A 21,569-nucleotide genomic window follows, 5' to 3' on the forward strand; every position below is an offset into this window, starting at 1 on the left:
ATATATTTTTACAGGTAAGCTATATACATTAAAGAATCAAAGTTCTTGTTTTCAATGAAGGAGAATAAACGACTTTTTTCTATAATGGAATTATTAATCCAAAAATATATCCAGAGTGAATAATAAATTGACTTAATATTCATTTTCCATTGCTGGAAATTCTCCCAATGATTCACTAGTGAGTTTACCTTGTAAACCTGTTAGCCTTGTAAATGGCCTGTTTTTATCCTAAAAAACTACAAACAGGAGGTTTACAGATGAATAAACTATTTCTTTTTGCGGTCACTATATCACTTATAATTGGTTCATATAGCGTGTTTCCTACGCACCATTTCAATGCTGAAACAGTCGATCAGAAGGCTGCTGAAACTTTGACTTATAAAAAAGTCGAGGTAAACACGAAAGTATCTACATCAACTGACAACCGGTTCATAAAAGAAGATGAAAAGAAACTGCTTGCCCGTCTTGTCGAGGCAGAAGCAGAAGGTGAACCATATGAAGGGAAAGTTGCTGTTGCTGACGTCGTACTGAATCGCGTTGAGCACGAACAATTTCCAGACACAATCAAGGAAGTTATCTATCAAAAGAATGCTTTTGAACCAGTTCAGAATGGTTCAATTAACAAACCAGCAAGCAAGGAAGCAGTTAAGGCTGTTGAAGAAGCTCTAATCGATCAGGATAAAAACGAAGAACTTCTTTACTTTTATAACCCAGAAACTGCGACAAGTGATTGGATCTTTTCCCGTGAAGTTGTGAAAAAAATCGGCAATCACTCCTTTGCTATTTAAAAAGCGCGAACAGCAAAAATGCTGCGCGCTTTTTTGTTTGCAAAAAATCATAGCTGCTTCTATTTAAAATTTCCTTTTGAAAACATACTTATACCGGATCAGAGGGTCAAATTGTTGATTAGCACATTGAAATTTTGAAATGACAGTAAAATCATTTTTAATAAGAACACAACTAATATAAAATAGCATTACATATATGATTTCAAAAAATCTTGATACTGAGATTTCGTGAGGATTTTAACTATAAAAGGAAGTGATGAAGTGAGGAAGCATTCTGTTAAATGGGCATTAATTTTATCAGTCCTTTCTTTTTTAATCATGCTTATAGGGCTTGGTTGGACGATTCAAAACCAATTTTTCAGCAGGGAAGAAGCTTCAAATGTAATAAAAAAAGTTGAACCAGCTGAGGCAAAGTCAACCAAAAAGGGGAAGGTTGTCGTCGCATTGGGGGACTCATTGACTCGGGGTACAGGAGATGAGAGTGGTAAAGGCTATATTGGTTATTTAGTGGATGAGCTTGAGGAAAAATCGAAAGAAAAAATCACGATCCATAACTACGGAGTAAAAGGTTATCGCTCCGCGCAGCTGTTAAATCAAGTGAAGCAGGCGGAGATCCAAAGGCAAATCAAAAATGCGGACTACATACTGATTACAATTGGCGGCAATGATCTTTTTCAAAGCGGGCAAACGTTCATGAATCTGGACGCAAAAAAGATTGCACAGCTTAGACAGGGCTATATTAAGAACCTTGAGGCGGTATTAAAGGAACTGAGATCAATCAATAAGGAGGCAGTGATCTTCCAGATTGGCCTTTATAACCCTTTCATTGACTTGAATGATGCTGAAGCCACAACAAAAATTGTCCGTGAATGGAACTTTGAGACAAGCAAGCTTCTGGATATGGATCAGAAGACCATTTTTGTTCCGACATTTGATTTGTTTCAGATTAGCGTGAATGATTACTTGTATACAGATAAATTCCATCCGAACGCAGAAGGCTACAGGCTGATTGCTGAACGGGTTGCATCATTGATTTCATGGTAGGGGGGATGGAGAATGAGTGAGATTACGCTTTCGGTTAAAGGGCTGAAAAAGAGGATTGGCAAAAAGGAAATCATTAAAGGTCTTGATTTTGAGCTAAAAAGAGGGGAAGTCTTCGGATTCCTTGGACCAAACGGTGCCGGAAAAACGACGACGATCAGGATGCTCGTGGGATTGATCAGGCCAACGTCAGGAACGATTGAAATATGCGGATATAACGTTGAGAAGGATTTTACAAAAGCGATGACCCAAATGGGGTGTATCGTCGAGAATCCTGAATTGTACTCCTATTTGACTGGCTGGGAAAATCTTGAGCACTTTGCCCGGATGCTGCCGAATGTGGAACCTTCTTATATCGATGAGGTTGTAAAACTTGTCAGGCTGGAGGAAAGGATTCATGACCCTGTAAAAACCTATTCTCTGGGAATGAGGCAGCGGCTTGGAATTGCCCAGGCACTTCTAGGGAAACCGAAAGTGCTGATCCTTGACGAACCGACAAACGGATTGGATCCAATGGGGATCAGGGAAATGCGCAGCTTTATTCGATTCCTTGCTGAGGAAGAAGGGTTGACCGTTCTCGTATCTAGCCATCTGCTAAGTGAGATTCAGCTGATGTGTGACAGGGTTGCGATCATTTCGAGGGGTACTGTAATTAAAGTGGACACCGTAGACTCTCTTCTTGCCCTGCAGGAACGGGTCATATGGCGGGTTGAGCCTTATAAAAAGGGGAAGGAAATTCTAATGGGCCATACCTCTGTAACGGATGGAGCGGATGGGACATTGATCACGCCGTACAGTGAGAGTGATACTTCTACATGGAACAAGGAACTTGTTGATCATGGAATCTTGGTAAAAGAAATGAATCGAAAGCTGCCTGCCTTAGAAGATCTCTTTCTTGAATTGACTGGAGGTGAATCGATTGATTAACCTCGTAAGAAATGAAATGCTGAAAATAGTGCGGAAGAAAAGGATTTTGGTGGTAGCAGCCATTATTGCTGTCCTTGTCGCTATGTTCACCTATTCCCAGTACAGGGACATTGAAAGAAGGCTGGAGCGCTTTGGTGATGTGGATTGGAGAACGACGCTTCAACAGCAGATTATCGATACGCAAAACCGGATCACAAGCAGCGGGATCTCAGATGAATGGAAGAGTGAGCTGCAGCTGCGCATCCAGCAGCAGCAATACTACCTTGACAATAATATCAACCCGATGGAACCAGGCGCACCGACCTTTATGCGCGTGTTTGCCGAGTATTCAATCAATCTTCTGATTCCGTTGATGATCATGGTGGTTGCCGCTGATATTGTATCCTCAGAACGCAGTGCCGGAACAGTGAAGCTTCTTCTGACAAGGCCAGTAAAGCGCTGGAAGGTACTAATGAGCAAGTACATCACCCTTATCCTTTCCGTTTCGGTGATTGTCGTGTTGTTTGGTTTATTGTCTGGCTTGATCTCTGGGCTTGTTTTTGGCTTTCAGGGTTGGACAGCACCTGTTATAACGGGTTTCAGTGCGGAAGGGAATGAACTGAATACTAGCGCAGCACAAATGATCCACCAGTGGCAATATCTTCTGATGGAGTTCAGTCTCGTATGGTTTGTTGCGATTGTTGTTGGAACCCTTACATTCATGCTCTCCGTATTGATCAGAAATACACCTGCAGGAATGGGTGTCATGCTCGCTGCCCTGATTTCAGGCGCTATCCTGACGAACATGGTTTCATCATGGGAATCAGCTAAGTATTTATTCATGATTAATTTGAATTTAACAGGCTATTTGGCAGGGCAGGCACCACCAATTGATGGAATGTCATTAGGATTCTCACTTGTGATTTTAACGTTGTGGGGTCTTGCGGCATTAGCAGTGTCCTTCATTGTCTTTATCAGACAGGATATATATTAAGGAAAAACGCAAACTTTTGGGTAAAAATCTTCCCGAAGCTTGCGTTTTTTTATATTTGAGCTGCTTTTTCTGTTAAAATTGAAAAAGCAGCTACTAGTGGCTCTTCTTTTCGTTCGGGAACAATAAATTAAAAAATTGATCAACCGTGATTAATTTTTGAGTGAAAAAGGTCTGTTAAAAGGATGTTTTATATATGAACATGATTCAGAGGTTATTTTCGAAACAAAAGAAATTAAAGATTGAACTCTGCCAGAAAAATCTTCAGCAGTTTTTGATAGAGGAGAATATTGAAGAGTATCAAAAGTTTTTCTCGCAAAAAAATATAACGCTGCAAGAATATGAATGCCAAAGCCGCTGTAAGGAATGCAGGATTTCGCCATATGCAATCGTAAACGGTGAAATAATAAAAGCGGAGAGTTCCGCTGAGTTATTGGATAAATTGAAGCAGCAGATTTAAAACGAATGATTGCTCAGTGTTTTACTTTTGCCGTTACTCTTGTCTACAGCCCAATATGATTCATGGTTATGAAAAGATTTTTGTGAAGACTAGCATCTGATGATAATAAAGGTAGTGTAGCATCGCTGTAAGGTATTAAAATGTCAAAGGACACTCCATCTCGTGATGGGAGTGTCCTTTTTTGACGTAGCTGAAATACATAAGTGAATTAAAACTTTTCATGAAACTATAGATGCTTTAAGGCGTATATATGATAAAGTAATAGCATTAAAAACACATAAGAAGATTTCTTATATATGTTGAAGATGATAAAATATTGAAAATCTCTATTACAATAACTTTCGGAAATAAAATGCTGGCGAGAAACAAATATGAGATTCTTAAAGCCAGATTTCATATTTAATTAATAGAATCTGTTAATGCTGAATTGGTGATTTTAAACCCTGTTGATTGTAGTGGAAGGCGCGAAGACTCCTGCGGGTGCAGATGGACAGGTGAGACCGAGACCCCGCAGGAGTCTTCGCGCGAGGAGGCTCAGTGCCAGCCTGCGGGAAAGCGACGCGCCTGGAACGAAAATCAACAGTCTTGTTTAACAGAGCCTATTTCAAGGATACTTCAGCAATTACAAATCATTAATACATTGCCATCCAAATCCTGAAAATTAAAATAAGCAAAATCACCAATTTGCTCGATTTCTTTTACTACCTTAATATTGTTTTTCTTAATGAAATCATAGGCTTCATGAATATCAGCAACAAAGAAATTAAACAATACATGCTCGGATGGCTGTAATTTGAAATCTTTATCAAACGAATGGTCATCTAGTGTTAGTCCTGTTTCACTTGTAACGGGGATATTATAAACAGGAGATTCAACCTTCTCAGAAACATATGGAATTCCAAGCAGGTTGCTGTACCATTCTGCTGATTTTTTTAAGTCACTTACATGGATGAATACATTGTTTACCTTGCAGGAAATTGGAGAACTAATTGAATTCAAATTGATCACCTCTTTTTTAGTATTCTATATATACAACAAAGCAGCATGGATTACCTTTATAATCCAGAAAAAAGTAAAAAGGAGAACCAGTATAGGCCTCCTCATTTACATACTATTTTTGGTTCAAATATGACCATGCATACTGAGCATACAGCTCAGCTCCAGTAGCAAGTGCATCCTCATCGATATCGAATTTGCCATGGTGGTGAGCCCATTCCGTATCTTTATCAGGGTTTCCGCAACCTACGAGTGCAAAGCTCCCAGGTACTTCATCCAGATAAAAACTAAAATCCTCTCCGCCCATAGTCGGTTTTTCATTGAATACTACGTCCTCACCAAATGCTTCTGCAGCAACCCTTTGTACGAGCATCGCGCTGTCATCATCATTGATCACCGCCTGTGTCCCGCGGATATATTCAACTGTGGCAGTTGCTCCATAAACTGCTGCAACCTGTTCAGCATAATGTTGTAGCTGGGTTTGAATATGGTAGCGTGTCGCTGGATCAAAGCATCTTACGGTTCCTTCAATCACTGCATTTTCAGCAATAACATTGAATCGAGTGCCAACGACCATTTTACCCACAGTCAGTACTGCTCCCTGCTGAGGATCGATTGTTCTCGAAACAACAGTTTGGACATTCATAACAAAAGATGAAGCAACAATTGCCGCATCAATACATGCTTGCGGGATGGCACCATGACCGCCTTTACCCTTGAAGGTGACTTTGAATAAATCCGCTGAAGCGAACGATGGTCCCGGTGTACAAGAAACTTTATGTGTCGGCATCTGCGACCAAATATGGATGCCGAAAACATTGTCGACTCCATCCACAGCACCCTGCTTAACTAATGCCTTCGCGCCTTCAGCGACTTCTTCGGCTGGCTGGAAAAGTAAGCGAACATTTCCTGGGAGTTCATCTTTTATTTCATTTAATGCTTTTGCAGCTACCAGCAGCATCGCAGTATGGGCGTCATGGCCGCAGGCGTGCATTTTCCCTTCCTCTTTGGAGGCATATGGCAGGTCCTTGTTCAGCTGTTCAACAGATAGGGCATCCATATCTCCCCTAAGCGCAACAGTTTTCCCAGGTTTACCACCTTTTATTTCAGCGATCACCCCTGTTGGCTCTGTTCTCCTGTATTCAATCCCCAGGTTTCCTAGGTAGTCGCATACAAATTCAGTTGTCCTATATTCTTCCCAGGAAAGTTCCGGTTCGCTGTGGAGCTTCCTTCTTAGTTCAGTAAGCTCATCTTTATATTCAATGAATGCTTTTTTTAATTTTTGATTTATCATCATTCTGCCTCCGTTAAGTTCTTTGCTGTTTCGTAAAAAATTCGCACCGCTTTGGCAATATCCTCGGAATCAGACCATTCCTCAGGACAATGGCTAAGTCCATTTTTGCTGGGAATGAAAAGCATTCCCACATCAGTGTAATCGGAAAAAACCATTGCATCGTGCCCTGCACCACTGTTGATTGAACAATATGGTATTTGAAGTTCTTCACTTTTCTCTTTTAAAAGAGAACGGATTCCTTCATTTAATTCTTTCGGCTGGATGTATAATAGCTCTTCAACACATGTTTTTATACCATTCTCGTTAAAGGAAGAAATGAGCGATTTCGTTTTTTCGATTACATTCAATACATTCGCTTCTTTCCCTGATCGAATATCCACAGAGAACACTACTTTGTCTGGAATGACATTCGCTCCGTTTGGAAATACATTGAATCGTCCGACGGTTACAACCGTACCCTCACCTTCTTCATCCGCAAGTCCTGGCAGCTGGCTAACAATCTTTGCAGCCGTTACAAGGGCATCAGCCCGCCGGTCCATCGGTGTGGTCCCGGCATGGCCAGCCTGTCCTTTCACTGTAACCTCTAGCTGGGTCAAGCCAACAATGGCTTCCACCACCCCTATAGGAATCTTCTTTTCTTCTAATATAGGACCTTGTTCGATATGCAACTCTAGAAAGGCCTTCATCGTGTTTGGGTTTCGACGTTTTTCAAGAGTAGGATCCAATCCGATTTTCACCATCGCTTCCTCAGTAGATATACCGTCCTTATCTTTTAGATTTTTGAAATCTTCATCACTGAGAAGACCAACCATTCCTCTCGAACCCATCAAACCTCCGCCGAATCTAGAACCCTCTTCCTCAACAAGCGCGACAATTTCGAGCGGATATTTAGGTGTCAGATTATTTTTTCCAAAAAGAGCGGCCACTTCAAGAGCTGCAACAACGCCAGCAGGACCGTCAAAAGCACCACCATTCGGTACTGAGTCGAAATGAGAACCCACCATTACAGACGGCGCGTCTTGTAAAGTCCCTTCAAGCTTGCCAAAGATATTTCCAAAACCATCTTCTCTTATCTTAAGTCCGTATTCCTCCATCTTTTCTTTAATATAATTACGGGTCTTAAGATCTTCAGGGCTGTAAGTAAGGCGTGTGGTTCCTTTACCTGGAGTGGCAGTAAAATCACTTATTTTCACAATGTGGTCTTCAATTCGCTCCTTTAGTTGTTTCATGACATTTTCCCCCTATCCCTACAATAATCCAACAAAGATACCTGCCAGAACCACCGAAACGATTGTTACTGTTACGAACCCGCCAACGAGCATAGGCGGCAGCATGTGGCTTGTAAGTGCTTCGCGTTCTTTTTCATCATCTGTCAATGATTTGATTACCTCATTTGTAATGATGTAATCAGCCGGGAATCCGTAAAGAGCAGTCAATGACACTGCAAACGCCATTTCCTTGCTGACTTTTAGAATTTTTCCTGCAATGAAAGAGAAGATATACATCCCGATGACACCCAGGATAATCGTACCGATTAGAGGAACAATGATTTCTAGCAGCATGCCTGGCGTTGCCTGCTTTAGGCCATCAAAGATAAACAGCATCAATACTAATATCGCAATCCCAAAACCGTTCGCCTTTTGCAATGCCTGTTTCTCAAGGAATCCAGCGCTTGTTGCAATGACTCCAAATAACAAACAGAGAACAAACGGACTAATAGACACGACTGGAGACAAAAGTGTTGAAATCTGATAGGCAAGAAATGCTACTAATGAAAGCCTGAAAAATTTAAAGAAATCTGTATTGTATTTTTCCGGCAAATTTTTAAAAAGCTTGAGTTCTACAACTGGAGCTGATTCAACGGCAGCAGCCACTTCATCATTCGCTGCAGTTAATCCCCCTTCACGGTATTGCTGAAGAAGTCTCTTCCCTTCCTTTTTTAATACGAGAGAGGTCAATGGATATCCGGCAAATCCCTGCATGACATAAATAACGATTGCGAACACCGAAAGTGATGCAAGGCCAGCTTCCTTTGCTCCTTCAGACATGATCAAGGCAGATACGACACCACCGACTAATGGAGGAATAGCTACGACCATTGTTTGGAAGCCAAAAATGAGAGTCCCTACACTTAACAAGACGGCGATGATTCCCAGGATACCGGACAATGCAATAACAATGGTCTTCCATTGATTTTTTAATTCCTTAAGGGAAAGCAAAGTCCCCATATTAGTAATCAATAAATACATCATCATTACAGCGACGGCTGATGGCACGCCGGCTAATGCTACGATTTCTTTAGGAAAAAATGTCCAGTAGCCGATCAGGAACAGGACAGCTGAAATGAACATAGAAGGAATCCAAGCTTTCGTTCGAACCGCAACGAGATCACCTACCAATAAAATGAATACAACAATAACCAAAGCTAACATCTGTGACAAAAGAATCCCCCCAATTTCTAGATGACTTAAATCTTTCGTCATACGAAAGAAAAAAGTTATTAGGAGAATAATAATATAGTTATATAATTCAGTCAATTACAATTTTTAGAATTTTCAGATGAAAACGTTTACTTGATAAACTTCCTACTAAATACCTAAAATTATTGTTTATTTGCTATACCTTTTTAATAAAATAGACCATCTTTTTTTAGATGGTCCCAGCTTGTCGACAAAGATATGGTCTTACTTTTCTGTCATGTTATTAAAAACTCAAAAGCAGGCTTTTTAAAAAGGAGTAGCAATTTTTTCACGATTAATAGGACTAATTGATAGATTTGAATCCTGATTTCGAATAAAATACCCATTCGATTCCATTTTCGAGGAATACAAAGAGCCTACATTGTTTTCTACCACCATCATCGTGTGATCTTCTAACCCAATGCCACTAAATCCTCTTTCCATCAGTAAATTATGAAAAGCTTCTGCTCGATCCTGATAATTGTAGTGAGACATGATACAGCCATTAACAAATCCTAATCCCTCTACTATTGTATAACCCATCTCCATTTCATAACTTCCTGCAAAAGTAAACAATGCATGTGCTCCTGCACTAAACCCGGCTAATATAGTACCATTTTCAAATGCCTGATTCAGAAAGGGTATTGCTTTTGATTCTTTTAGTTTGTCAATTAATTGAATAGTCGATCCTCTGCCAAAATAAATGAGATCTGCTTCAAGCAGCAGATTTTCCAATCCTGGCTGTAGTAATTCTACTTCACATCCTAGTAATTCATAAATTTTAAAGAATTGTTGATAATTCTCTTCATCATCCGTTGATGCATAAGGGATAAAAATGACCTTTGGTTGATCCTTATTAATAAATACCCGTATCTTCTCTTCTAGATTCGGATCAAAATCTCCACCATTAGTACCGCCGCCAATTGCAATGATTTTCCCCATGATAATCTCACTTTCTATACTGATTATGTATTTATTAATGCATAAATACAGGTGTCCGTTAATATTTTTCCGTCTGCTGAAAGGTCATCATTTTTGAGGATTCCTTCTAAGGTATAGCCTAATTTTTCAGGTATTCTTCGACTTTTAATATTCGTAGATTCGACCCTAATCTCTATTCTGTTAAAATGAAGGTTCACTATGCCAAGGTTTGAAACTGCTTTGACCGCTTCGGTAATATACCCGTTTCCGCTGAATTTGGTGTTGATCCAGTAGCCGATTTCCCCTTTTGGAATATCCCAATTGATTCCCTGGAGGCTTGCTGTTCCTATAAATTCATTCGTATTCTTAAGGAAAATGAGAAAGCGAAAACTGTCTCTTTTTTGAAATTTAATAAATGCGTTTCTCAAATTTTCTTCTGTCTCTTCAACAGCTGGGATGCTCTGGGCAAATGGCATCCATGGTTTCAATTCGTTATAAGAATCCTTTATGGCTTGATTAACAATTTGGCCATCCCCTGTTTGGCAGGGCGCTCTTAATATTAATCTTTCGGTTTCCAACTGTGATGGGACATCAATGAGCATAGGGTGCAATGTATTTTCCCTCCGTATCATTCCTTTATTTTACTAAAAACAAAAAAAACTCCCACCCCCAAGATTATGAATCTTGAGGACGAGAGTTGAAACTTCGTGGTACCACCTCAGTTTGCCGATACATTACTATATCAGCCTTTTCGGGTACATCTATACCCTATCTCTCTATCGGGAGAAACCGTCTTACAATCCCTAATCAAATTAGCTTAGTAAGAAACTCCGAGGTTTTATTCGTTAAGCTGATTTTTACTCCCTTTCACCGGTCAGGAGCTCTCTGTACAAAACCATCACTTAACTACTCATCTCTTCAGCGTCTATGAATATAATTTTTATAATATTAACAAATAAATCCAAAGACTGTAAATATTTTTTTACAGTAAATTTCAATAACTTCCCTAAAAGATACTCTCAGCGTCTGCCGGCAATTGTCTGACATGCATAAGGTATTCAGTCATTTTAATATCGTCATTGATCGGGTATTTGAAAGAAAGACCTTCTGCCACCTCTAGGGCTAATTTTCTGAACAATTCACACGCTACAAAAATGGATCTCCAAAAATTTTCATAGTTATGGTCTGAATACGTTTCTTTATACATCTGCCAGTAAGGATTCGGTAGAAAGTTCTTAAAATACTTACCCATTTTCCCAGCAGAAACTTTAAAATCATGATTCATACCAATCCACCATGAAATCATCTCATCCAATCTTCCCCTGATGACTAGCTCAAACATTTGTTTTGCATAAGGAAGCTCATCACGCCATATTCCTTTCCCAACATTCTGCAGGCACCACCAAAAGTCATTCCAGCAGCTGAAGTAGAGTGCAGCTGTTGGCCTTTTTACCCAGTAATCCATATCGGTTGGTTCCGGGATGGCTGGCAAGAGATTGTCCTTATCCAATAAAGGTAAGGCAAGTTTATCTTGGAGATAATTCACCAGCATAGCTTCCTTCGTTTCGATATGCAGATCAATCCGGTTTCCATCTAGGAAAAGCATTAAATACCCATATGATCTTTCATTATCCACTGGCAAACCAAAAAGCTGATCATTCTTATCTGGTTCCTGAATCATCAGCAGATCACCGAAGTTGGAAGTCCAGTCTGCATCATTTATGAAAGAAGTAGTCTCTGTAACCACATAAACAATATCGAAATCCTGGAAAATATCCTTTGGAGCTTTGGGATTCGTTCTTGAACCATTCATATACACAGCTCTAATCCGTTCATCCTTTTGAGCAATCTCTAAGATCAAATCATACATTTCTTTTTCAGTTCTCATCTGTGAATACCTCAGCTTTCACTTATAAACCGCTGTTGTAAGGATTTCTGTATTTTGGCCTCCATACAAATTAATCCTTGTCTGCTTTCCCCTCAGTCAGGTCATCAAAAGGAGTATATTCGTTGCTTGGCAATTTACCTTTTTTAAATATTTTATAAATCGAGTAAAATACAACAAATAACATGATTGAAAGTAAGACATAAACCATTTGTAACACAGCCTTTCACTAGGTTATTTATCAAACTTTTATTAAAACTAACTTAAAAAAACAAATACCCCTTTAATAATATGTTACTTATTCTCCATTCAGGTCGGATTACCTTTCCAAAAATAGAAAAGCCGCCTCCATTACTAAAATTAGGAGGTCATATTCTGGTCATAGTTCTTACAATCAAGATAATGTATTCTTACATTTTTTGAATCTGCCCAGCTATCCAGAAACTCCTTTGACCTAACCTCCAGATATTATTAGTGTTTTACGAATCTATTATTTAGAATCCTTATGCTCAATAATCAGTTTAGCATAATTATCCAATCTCTAATGCAGGATTAGATAGGTTACTATCGAATACCTTAGCTAGAAAAAGATTAAGGGAGATCCAAATATGAAAAAACGACATGAAGTATTATTCACTCAATTAGAATCTTATCGCAATTATATTTTGGGAGTTGTTGAGCAAGTAACAGCTGAAGAAGCAGACCTCATCCCACAAGGCTTCAACAATAACATCCGCTGGAACCTGGGGCATATTTATTTAGATCAGTACCTGTGGATTCAAGCAGTAACGAAAGAAAAAGCGCCTGTTACTGAGCAATTTAATAAGTGGTTTGGTTATGGCAGTTCACCTGCAAACTTTACTTCACAGACGCCTTCAGTAGTAGAATTAAGGATTCTCCTAAAAGACCAGCCTTCTAAGATCAAAGAGGAATACCGAAATAGGCTTGAGGAAGAATTTCCGCCTACTGAAATGGGCATGCATACGATAGAACAAGTACTGACTAGAACGATTTTTCATGAGGGAATGCACCTGCAAACCATTTTAGATATTAAGAAACTATTATAGTGCATAGTAAAAATGCTAAAAGACAGTTGTCTTTTAGCATTTTTACTTTGGTGCTTTTAGACCGGCTGATAAAACGACAAAAAAGGAACATCATCAATCTCAATTAGCAAAGCAGCATACTCCTTTAATAAAAGCTCCCGTTCTTCTTCTGACAAACTCTGTACGCCCCAGCCTACAAATGGCTCCAGCACTTCAAGACCACAATAAAATAGCTTTTCGTGATGAACGGAATATAAGCGATCTAGTAAGGGTCCTTTCCGCGATCCTTCCCCATATTCATCGGGTGATCCACCGGTTGTGATGGACAGCATTGCCTTTTTACCTTTTAGTAAGCCCTTTTCGAACCGATGACCGCCTGCATAAGCGAATTTATAAGCTAAAACCCTGTCAAACCAGCCTTTTAAAATGGCAGGAGGATCCGTCCACCATAATGGGAATTGGAAAATAATCAGGTCAGCCCACTTTATTTTCGCCTGTTCGTCAGCAATATCCTTGGCAAAGCCCTCTGTATCCGATGCATACGCCTGTTCCAACAGATAATGAAAGTAGTCAGGATTTTTCATTTGCAAAAAGTCACCCCTGCCAACGACGGGATTAAAATTCATCTCATATAAGTCTGATACTTTTACAGAATGTCCTTGGTCCATCAATGTCGTGACTGCCGTATTTTTCATTGCTGCATTAAAAGACTTTGGCTCAGGGTGTGCAAAGACGATTAAAATATTCAATTGGACATCTCCCTTTAAAATTGTTAATCTGTTCGGAATAAATGTTAATTTTAGGTAAGCTGTAAATTGTACTTTACTGATGATAACAGAAAACTTTCTTTAAGAATTAATATATTCTATGACATCAAGAATATAATTCTCTATCTGCTGTCCAGTATTAACCACAAGATAAGGATAACCCGCTGGCTTTTTGCTATTCGCTATCGTGAATTTGAACGCTTCTTCCGACTGGATTTCCTCGATTTGGCTGATCATTCTTTCCCTATTTTTCAACCTGAAATTGATTTCCTCTATATCATCTAGATAGCATTCAACATATTTGTAACTGGCATCATACTTTTCCGCTAATTGGGTGCCTTTTTCAACCATTTCCTCATATAGACAAGGACTATCGAATATAACACTTTGTCCTTGTGCCAAATGGAAATCGATTAAGGACCAATCTATATTGTATGAAATTTTCCCCGCTAGTTTTGGGTCAATCGGTGCTTCATTGAGTGTATGTACTAGGGCAGACTTTACGATATCGTGATCAATGATCAAAGCTCCTGTTAATTTGGATATATTTCTTGCAAGAGTGGATTTACCTGAACCGGGAAATCCAGACATTTGGACAAAAAACACTGTAAATTCCTCTCTTCTCTACAAATAAAGCATGAAACAAAATGATTCTTACATTTCAGGAAATAAACGCTCCACTTCCAGCTTCAATTCCTCCAGCAACGGAAAAGTGGATTCCTCGCCGAGGCTCTCAATTACATTCCTGTAATACCATGCTTGCTGCTCCCGGCCACGCTTGAACCTGGACCATACTTGCTCGCCATCTCGTTCGACATCCTGAAAAATTGATCTGACGTTATGAAGCTTATCAGCGCAGGCAACTACGCGAATGTCTTCAGTGGCTGTTTTTAAGTACTCAATGGTGTGCTCTTTCCGCACCTCCCATGATAATGATTTATCTGGTTCCGAGCATCCTGCAACGATTTCAAGAATTTCATTTCCAAATTCTCGTTTAATATCTTGTAACGTGATCTCTGTATCCTCCACGGTATCATGTAAAATCCCTGCAGCGACTAGTTCCTCCTTATAACCGGCCTTTTGTAAAATCAACCCCACTGCAGCGGGATGCGCGATGTAAGGGATTTTCGTATTTTTACGGTACTGGCCTTCATGGGCCATTGCAGCCATTTGCAATGCTTTATCACTTAAAATCAATCAAGTTTCCTCCTATTCCAGGATATTAAAGGAATATATTCGCTTTCTATCATGAAATCCCTTCCTAATGTATAAGCACAAGAAAAGGAAGAAGCATTTTTACTTCTTCCCTTCATTTAATTCGATTCCTAACTCCACAAGCGATTTATTTATCCGCCAAACATAGTAAAGATGATGGATCAAGTCCTGCTGTGACTGTGTCCTGGTTGGAGCAAGCCGTTCAATTTGCTCTCGTTCATTTTCCAATCCAAGAATCGGATCATTATTTTCTTCACCTTTAAGAAGTGAAATAATTAACTCTATATTATGCTCCAGTTTTTCTTCAATTTGCTTAAAAATAGCTAGTAAATGTTCAGGGTAGTCAAATCCTTTTCGATAGGAGGATGCGACAAGATGTTTTGCATAATAATTGATGGCCGACATCACTGTTATCCACCGGGTAATAGTAGTATCGCTCGGTGAACCGGGACGGTGCAAAAGGGTTTCAGCTTCATCCATAATCGTTTTCAATTTATTATCCAAATTTATGCCGCGTTCAGATAGTTCCTTCACGTTTACTTCTTCCGTAAAACTCCTTACATACTCTGCCACATATAGGTTCAGGTATTCAAAATAATCATTGATTGTTTCTGATACTTTTGTTGTTGTTTTCTTCGGAAAAATAACCATCGAAACAGCAAAGGCAATTGCAGCACCTGCAACAGTATCCAGTATTCGAGCATTCATCAGCGTGAAAGTGATTCCTCCAAGCAAAAGGTCGTACATAAAAGCAATCATCATCGTAATAAATACGCTCATCAGAGTGTAGGATGATTCTATAAAATAAAATGCTAAGAATACTACTACAAAAATCATAATCACTTCAACAACGGACTGACCAGAAAGAATTTTTGCCATGACAAATCCAATCACAGCTCCTGCTACAGTACCAAGAGATCGCCTGACTCCCTTTGTGTAAATCCGGCCAATCGATTCTGTACCAAGCAGGACGATATACGCTGTCAGCAAGACCCAATAAGGCTGCCCGGGTGAAATGAATTGGCCAGCAATGATTGATAATATACTTGCAACCAATGCCTGATAAGCTTTTTTGGTTGACGGTTTAAGACCTTGATCTTTATTATCAACACTTTCTTCATATCCTGCCACATGAACTGCTGCCTCGGCCACCTTCTCATCATTATTTTCTTCCGCTGTTTTTGAACCTATAGACAATTTATTTTCAAATTCAGGCTCCTTTTTACCATGAAGCGATTGTTGGATTGTTAAGGCCCCTTCGATCACATGGTTGGCGATCGATTCAATCCTGCGAATTAAGAAAAACCATCCATCCGGCTTTTCTTCGCTATTAAATAAATCGATGATTAAAAGTCTTAGTGACTGTACAGCCAGTTCAGCCTCTTGCAGATTTTGATTTTGATAATCATGTGCAAGTACCTCTGCATCACGAAGAGTTTCCATCACCCAAACGAGTAAGCGTCTTAATTCATCAATTTCAAGTGCTTCTGCATTTTTCAATCTTTGTATCGAATCTGCCAGTGTCTCAATCAGCATGCCCGTGTCAAATACATATAGCCGCAGCTCTGCAGGTCTCAGGCCGGGCCAGAGTTCATGAATATCCTCATCTTTTATATAACCAGAAACGACTATCGCATACTCCCTCAGTTTGAGGACATGTTTCCTGAGATTCTCTCTTTCTTTTTCGCTCAAGCCATTTTCCTGAATACCTTTTATTAAAATGTTAAAGGTAAGATTACTTTGGATGTGAAATGAAAGAATGCTTCTTTTTAAATTTTTTGCGGTTGCTTGAAAAAGGATAAAATTAATCAAAAATGCATATCCGACACCGATCCAAATCCCCATAAAAAACCATGGAATCTGATCAGCTGTTAACTTCAAAACGGATGAAAAATAGACCGTTATGAATCCAATCATGAACAGTGAAAAATACCGGACCCCGAATCGGGTTAAATAAAAGCTGCTAAATATAGATAGGATTAACAGAACATCTATGTATATTGAGTTCCCTGCAAAGAAAGAACCTAACGAAATACCGATCATGGCAGAAATTCCGAGAAGTAACGTGGTTAGCTTCTTTTTAGTATATGTATCGTCCAATACAACCATGATGCCAAGCATTCCTACTACACCGGAGACAATGGCCGGAGTAAAAAGCGCAACCCCAGCTGTTCGCAAAATAAAAAGGGTTGTAAACACGGAAGCAATCAGACTGATCGTTGCTCGGGCAGCTTTATGCAAACGAATTTTTCCTGGGTCAGAAGCTAAAATTCTCCCTAACCAGTGATGTTTTCTATGTAAGTCCTTCATTCTGCCACCACACTTTTCTAATGAACTAGTTTTTCATTCTACCATTCATTTATTTTCTATCCAAACTTAAGGTAGTACCCTTTTATTTTTACCCAGAAGAGCAATATGTGAAAACTGTAACAGCTAATTTTAAATGGGGGCATATATATAAGTTTAACAATCATCTCAGATGAGTATTTATTCATAATTCTCTCTATTTCCCCAGAATCTTCTGCTATATTAATACTATAGAACGACTTTTTGGAGGCTGCTATGAATCAACTTACAGACCATTTGATCGTAATCTCTTTCGATTGCCTTTCTGAGCATGATGTTCCTTCGCTTCAGAAACTGCCGAATTTCAAGGCTTTTATCGACAAAAGTTCATATTGTACGAAAGTTGATACGATATATCCTTCAGTAACTTATCCGTGCCATGCAACCATTGTTACGGGTAATCTGCCAAACCGGCATGGCATCGTGAACAATACATTCGTCCAGCCAGGCAGAACTTCCCCGGATTGGTATTGGCACCGCAAGCATGTAAAAGGTACTACCCTCTACGATGAGGCCAAAAAAGCAGGATTAAAAACAGCTGCCCTGTTATGGCCAGTTACAGCGAAAGCGGATATCGACTACAATATGCCTGAGATTTTTGCGAATAGGCCCTGGCACCATCAGATACCGGTTTCACTTTTTAACGGAACTCCATTATATCAGCTTGAAATGAACTCTAAGTTTGGGCACCTCCGCAAGGGGCTCAGACAGCCTGAACTTGATGATTTCGTTCTTGAATCATCAGTTGAAACAATCAAGACAAAGAAGCCAGGTTTGATGCTGATTCACTTTGTAGATCTTGATTCACAACGGCATATGCATGGTTTTTCATCATATGAAGCTAAAGCTGCACTCCGCCGTCATGACAAACGGTTAGGCCGGATTATTGATGCGCTTAAAGAGGCTGGAATCCATGAACAGACAACCATTGCAATTCTTGGAGATCACAGTGCACTTGATGAGTCTAAAGTAATCAAATTGAACGTATTATTTAGAGAACGAGGACTTATCCAAACGAGTGCAGCCGGCAAGGTTACCGATTGGAAAGCTTATTGCAAAAGCTGCGATGGTTCGGCCTATATTTATTTGAAGAATGAAAAGGACCATGCAGCGAAAAATGCTGTTACAGAGCTTTTAGGCGAAGTGATGAAAGATAGCAGCAACGGAATAGAAACAATTATTACAGGCCAGGAAGCGAATGCCAAAGGTGCTGATGGCCTTGCATTCAGAATGCTTGAAGCTGCCCGAGGATATTTTTTCAGCGAAGCAATTTACGGTAATTACATCGAAGAAGTTACCGAACACGATGCAAAAACAAAGAAATATACGTACGCCTGCCATGGATACTCCCCTGACAAGGAAGGGTACCACACCGTCTTCTTCGCAGCAGGAAAAGGAATTCGTCCAGGGATTGCAGTCCGTTCCATGCATTTGGCAGACGAAGGCCCAACATTTGCGCGGCTGCTAGGTCTTGACCTTGGAAATACAGACGGACGCATTGTTGATGGGATTTTGGATATATAGTTTGTTTCACCAGGTTATTCGAAAGGTCAAGAAGGAAATTGGTCATTCGGACTAGAACTTTGAGATTAGTAAATTGATAAAAATATTATTCACTGGGGGCCAAACAATGAAAGGTTTTACGAAAGAGGAGAGCAGCTGGATCCGTTATGACTGGGCAAGCTCCGCTTATTCGATCATCATTTCGACAGCTGTATTTCCTCTCTTCTACAAAGCAACAGCCACGAATGCTGGTGTCAGCCTGTCTAACTCGACTGCTTATCTCGGCTACACGATTGCGATTGCGACCTTCATTTTAGCGATGATTGGTCCAATACTCGGTACAATCGCCGACTACAAAGGAATGAAAAAACGCTTTTTCACGATCTTTTTTACCCTCGGTGTCACCTTTACAGCAATGCTGGCTTTTGTCCCTAGCGATAACTGGCTGATGATGCTGGTCATTTATACACTCGCCGTACTGGGCTCGACCGGTTCGAATGTTTTCTATGATGCATTTATCGTTGACGTTACGACAGATGAGCGCATGGACAGAGTATCAGCTCGCGGCTATGGCATGGGCTATATTGGAAGTACGATTCCTTTCATTATAAGTATTGCTATCATTATTTTAGCCCAAACGAAGGTACTCCCAATCTCAATGACATTAGCGAGCCAAACGGCATTTATCATCACCGCACTTTGGTGGGGACTTTTTTCAATCCCGATGTTTAAAAATGTCCATCAAAAGCATTACCTCGAGCGTGAACCACAATTGGTTTTACAAAGTTTTAAACGCCTGGCAAAAACATTCAAAGAAATCAGGAAGTACAAGGCATTATTTTTATTCTTATTAGCTTATTTCTTCTATATTGATGGTGTCGGTACGATTATCACGATGTCCACTGCATACGGCACCGATTTAGGCATCAGCTCTACCAGTCTATTAATCATCCTTTTCGCTACACAAGTTGTTGCATGGCCGTTCGCGCTTCTATTCGGAAAGTTATCAGAGAAATATACCGGCAAAAAAATGCTTTACGTCGGCATTTTCATTTACATCGTCGTTTGTATTTACGCTTACTTCCTGGAAACAACAACCGACTTCTGGATTCTGGCCATGCTGGTCGCTACATCCCAGGGTGGCATTCAGGCATTGAGCCGCTCCTACTTCGCAAAGCTTGTTCCAAAAGCGAATGCAAATGAGTTCTTCGGTTTTTACAACATTTTTGGAAAATTTGCTTCCATCATGGGACCGCTAATGGTCGGCTTGACGGCCCAGCTGACAGGCAATTCGAGCATGGGTGTTTTCAGTCTAGTGATCCTGTTCGTGATCGGCATGGTGATCCTTGCTTTCGTTCCGGAACCAGAAGCAGAAAATCAGGCACCTGAAATCGTATAGTGAGCAGCCTCTGGGATTCCAGAGGCTTTTTCATAAACTTTGAGTTTAAGAGGTGTTCCGTTCATGAAAAAGGTCAAGTTGATTCTCTCCATACTTGGTGGTCTCCTGGTGTTATTTCTTATCACCACTTTGCTTAACACGTTCACGCTAAAAACCCTACAGCCAGTTTCCAACACTCATCAATCTTCAATAAATAAAGACAACGCCATTCAAAATCTTTCCAAAGCCATTACCTTTAAAACGATCTCTTACCAGGATCGAAGTAAATTTGACTTTACTGAATTTGATCGGTTCATTTCTTTTTTAAAAGAAAGCTACCCTCTTGTTCATGACGAGCTCGAATTGGAAATGGTTAATAAGTATGCCCTTGTTTTTAAATGGAAAGGAACAGATTCCAGTAAGCTCCCGATTGGGCTGACAAGCCATTATGACGTCGTGCCCATTTTGGAAGGAACCGAAAATAAATGGGAGCATGGCCCTTTTACAGGCCAGGTTGTCGCCGGAAAGATTTGGGGCCGCGGCACACTGGATGACAAAGTGGGTGTGATCGGCATTCTTGAAGCTGCAGAAAATTTACTTAAAGAAGACTATAAGCCCGAGCGGGATCTGTATTTCATGTTCGGATTTGATGAAGAAATTGGCGGTGACGAAGGTGCAAGTGAAATTGTCAGGGAGCTAGACTCAAGAGGTGTGAAATTCGAATATGTTCTCGATGAAGGCGGCGCGATCGTAGAAAATATGGTGCCAGGTGTCAGCCGGCCTGTCGGGGTTGTCGGCATATCAGAGAAAGGTTCAGCAACTGCAGAATTGTCTATTGAAGGCAGCGGCGGCCACTCCTCACAGCCGAAAAATGAGACGAATATCGGCAGGATTGCCAGAGCGATTGCAAGGCTGGAGGAAACACAGTTCCCTGCCGACCTTAAAGGCGCAGGAGAGAAGTTATTTGATTTTGTAGCACCAGAAATGAGCTTTGGGATGAAATATGTTTTTGCCAATAAGATGATTTTTGAGCCAGTCATTGAAAAAATACTTTTACAACAGCCCGCTTCAGCCGCTTTAATTAGGACAACAATCGCTCCAACGATATTTCAGGCTGGAGAGCAATACAATGCACTTCCAGAAAAAGCAACAGCGATCATCAATCTTCGTCTCCTGCCGGGAGATTCATTGGACGATGTGAAAAATTTTATTGTAAAGACGATAGATGATCAGGATATTAAGGTGACAGTCACTGGAAATGAAGCTTCTGGCGTTTCTTCCGTAAAAAGCTGGCACTTCAAATCCATTCAGCAGAGCGCCAAAAATGTATATCCCGACGCAGTTATCGCACCGTACCTTATGTTCGCAGGCTCTGATGCCAGACATTACGACAGTATTGCTAAAAATACCTATCGTTTTTTACCGGTACAGCTAACATCCGAAGACCTGAGCAGGATGCATGGCACGAATGAGCATATTAGTATCGTAAATTACCTTAAGGCGATCGAATTTTATATGGAGATAATGAAGGAAAGTAATCAGAAATAAAATTCACATCAATAATTTTCAAAAA

General features: G+C 40.1%; 20 protein-coding genes and 1 other annotated feature. Of the genes, 9 read left to right on the top strand and 11 right to left on the bottom strand.

Annotated elements, in window-relative coordinates; all coding sequences use genetic code 11:
- Positions 1-257: 257 nt before the first annotated feature.
- The 5 genes from V7201_RS14810 to V7201_RS14830 all read left to right on the top strand — a co-directional run bounded on the left by V7201_RS14810 (position 258) and on the right by V7201_RS14830 (position 4,186).
- A complete protein-coding gene (locus V7201_RS14810) occupies positions 258-788 on the top strand; it encodes a cell wall hydrolase (RefSeq protein ID WP_335377518.1) in 531 nt (176 codons plus the stop codon).
- Positions 789-1,049: 261 nt separating this feature from the next.
- The gene (locus V7201_RS14815; protein WP_335377519.1) at positions 1,050-1,832 is read left to right on the top strand and encodes an SGNH/GDSL hydrolase family protein; all 783 of its coding nucleotides are present in this window, start codon (positions 1,050-1,052) and stop codon (positions 1,830-1,832) included.
- 12 nt (positions 1,833-1,844) lie between these two features.
- On the top strand, positions 1,845-2,756 hold the full coding sequence (locus V7201_RS14820) for an ABC transporter ATP-binding protein (RefSeq protein ID WP_335377520.1): 912 nt from the start codon (positions 1,845-1,847) through the stop codon (positions 2,754-2,756).
- On the top strand, positions 2,749-3,729 hold the full coding sequence (locus V7201_RS14825) for an ABC transporter permease (RefSeq protein WP_335377521.1): 981 nt from the start codon (positions 2,749-2,751) through the stop codon (positions 3,727-3,729). The genes V7201_RS14820 and V7201_RS14825 overlap by 8 nt, the downstream gene beginning before the upstream one ends.
- A 193-nt stretch (positions 3,730-3,922) precedes the next feature.
- Entirely contained in the window at positions 3,923-4,186 is a 264-nt protein-coding gene (locus V7201_RS14830; RefSeq protein WP_335377522.1) for a DUF1450 domain-containing protein, read from the top strand.
- 615 nt (positions 4,187-4,801) lie between these two features.
- On the opposite strand, the gene V7201_RS14835 is transcribed toward V7201_RS14830, so the two are convergent.
- From V7201_RS14835 to V7201_RS14865, 7 genes are all read right to left on the bottom strand, one after another.
- Complete coding sequence (locus tag V7201_RS14835; protein ID WP_438825056.1) at positions 4,802-5,185, bottom strand: VOC family protein; 384 nt, start codon at positions 5,183-5,185, stop codon at positions 4,802-4,804.
- A gap of 112 nt (positions 5,186-5,297) precedes the next feature.
- Positions 5,298-6,476 (bottom strand): amidohydrolase, encoded by a 1,179-nt coding sequence (locus V7201_RS14840; protein ID WP_335377649.1) that lies wholly within the window; start codon positions 6,474-6,476, stop codon positions 5,298-5,300.
- On the bottom strand, positions 6,476-7,705 hold the full coding sequence (locus tag V7201_RS14845) for a Zn-dependent hydrolase (protein ID WP_335377524.1): 1,230 nt from the start codon (positions 7,703-7,705) through the stop codon (positions 6,476-6,478). The genes V7201_RS14840 and V7201_RS14845 overlap by 1 nt, the downstream gene beginning before the upstream one ends.
- Before the next feature lie 18 nt (positions 7,706-7,723).
- Entirely contained in the window at positions 7,724-8,917 is a 1,194-nt protein-coding gene (locus tag V7201_RS14850; protein WP_335377525.1) for a hypothetical protein, read from the bottom strand.
- 285 nt (positions 8,918-9,202) lie between these two features.
- A complete protein-coding gene (locus V7201_RS14855; protein ID WP_335377526.1) occupies positions 9,203-9,877 on the bottom strand; it encodes a Type 1 glutamine amidotransferase-like domain-containing protein in 675 nt (224 codons plus the stop codon).
- A 23-nt stretch (positions 9,878-9,900) separates the two neighbouring features.
- Positions 9,901-10,458, bottom strand: a complete 558-nt coding sequence (locus V7201_RS14860) for a GNAT family N-acetyltransferase (protein WP_438825058.1) — start codon at positions 10,456-10,458, stop codon at positions 9,901-9,903.
- A gap of 81 nt (positions 10,459-10,539) precedes the next feature.
- Positions 10,540-10,787 (bottom strand) — a binding site (T-box leader).
- 75 nt (positions 10,788-10,862) lie between these two features.
- On the bottom strand, positions 10,863-11,744 hold the full coding sequence (locus V7201_RS14865; protein WP_335377528.1) for an aminoglycoside 6-adenylyltransferase: 882 nt from the start codon (positions 11,742-11,744) through the stop codon (positions 10,863-10,865).
- A gap of 605 nt (positions 11,745-12,349) precedes the next feature.
- Here V7201_RS14865 and V7201_RS14870 point away from each other — a divergent pair.
- A complete protein-coding gene (locus V7201_RS14870) occupies positions 12,350-12,808 on the top strand; it encodes a DinB family protein (RefSeq protein ID WP_335377529.1) in 459 nt (152 codons plus the stop codon).
- Between the two features lie 56 nt (positions 12,809-12,864).
- Here V7201_RS14870 and V7201_RS14875 read toward each other — a convergent pair whose 3' ends face one another.
- The 4 genes from V7201_RS14875 to V7201_RS14890 form a co-directional block, all read right to left on the bottom strand.
- Entirely contained in the window at positions 12,865-13,536 is a 672-nt protein-coding gene (locus tag V7201_RS14875; protein ID WP_335377530.1) for an NAD(P)H-dependent oxidoreductase, read from the bottom strand.
- 99 nt (positions 13,537-13,635) lie between these two features.
- Positions 13,636-14,160, bottom strand: a complete 525-nt coding sequence (locus tag V7201_RS14880; RefSeq protein ID WP_335377531.1) for an AAA family ATPase — start codon at positions 14,158-14,160, stop codon at positions 13,636-13,638.
- Between the two features lie 48 nt (positions 14,161-14,208).
- Positions 14,209-14,751 carry an HD domain-containing protein gene (locus tag V7201_RS14885; RefSeq protein WP_335377532.1) on the bottom strand — a complete coding sequence of 181 codons (543 nt, stop codon included), beginning with the start codon at positions 14,749-14,751 and terminating at the stop codon, positions 14,209-14,211.
- Positions 14,752-14,850: 99 nt separating this feature from the next.
- Entirely contained in the window at positions 14,851-17,079 is a 2,229-nt protein-coding gene (locus V7201_RS14890) for an FUSC family protein (protein WP_335377533.1), read from the bottom strand.
- Between the two features lie 252 nt (positions 17,080-17,331).
- Between V7201_RS14890 and V7201_RS14895 the strand changes: the two genes are divergently transcribed.
- From V7201_RS14895 to V7201_RS14905, 3 genes are all read left to right on the top strand, one after another.
- The gene (locus V7201_RS14895; RefSeq protein WP_335377534.1) at positions 17,332-18,639 is read left to right on the top strand and encodes an alkaline phosphatase family protein; all 1,308 of its coding nucleotides are present in this window, start codon (positions 17,332-17,334) and stop codon (positions 18,637-18,639) included.
- A gap of 106 nt (positions 18,640-18,745) precedes the next feature.
- Positions 18,746-20,017, top strand: a complete 1,272-nt coding sequence (locus V7201_RS14900) for an MFS transporter (RefSeq protein WP_335377535.1) — start codon at positions 18,746-18,748, stop codon at positions 20,015-20,017.
- 63 nt (positions 20,018-20,080) lie between these two features.
- Positions 20,081-21,544: a M20 family peptidase gene (locus V7201_RS14905; protein WP_335377536.1), complete on the top strand. Its 1,464-nt coding sequence runs from the start codon at positions 20,081-20,083 to the stop codon at positions 21,542-21,544.
- Positions 21,545-21,569: the final 25 nt, after the last annotated feature.

The sequence above is a fragment of the Bacillus sp. JJ1122 genome (genome assembly GCF_036964885.1).
Classification (GTDB): Bacteria; Bacillota; Bacilli; order Bacillales; family Cytobacillaceae; genus Mesobacillus.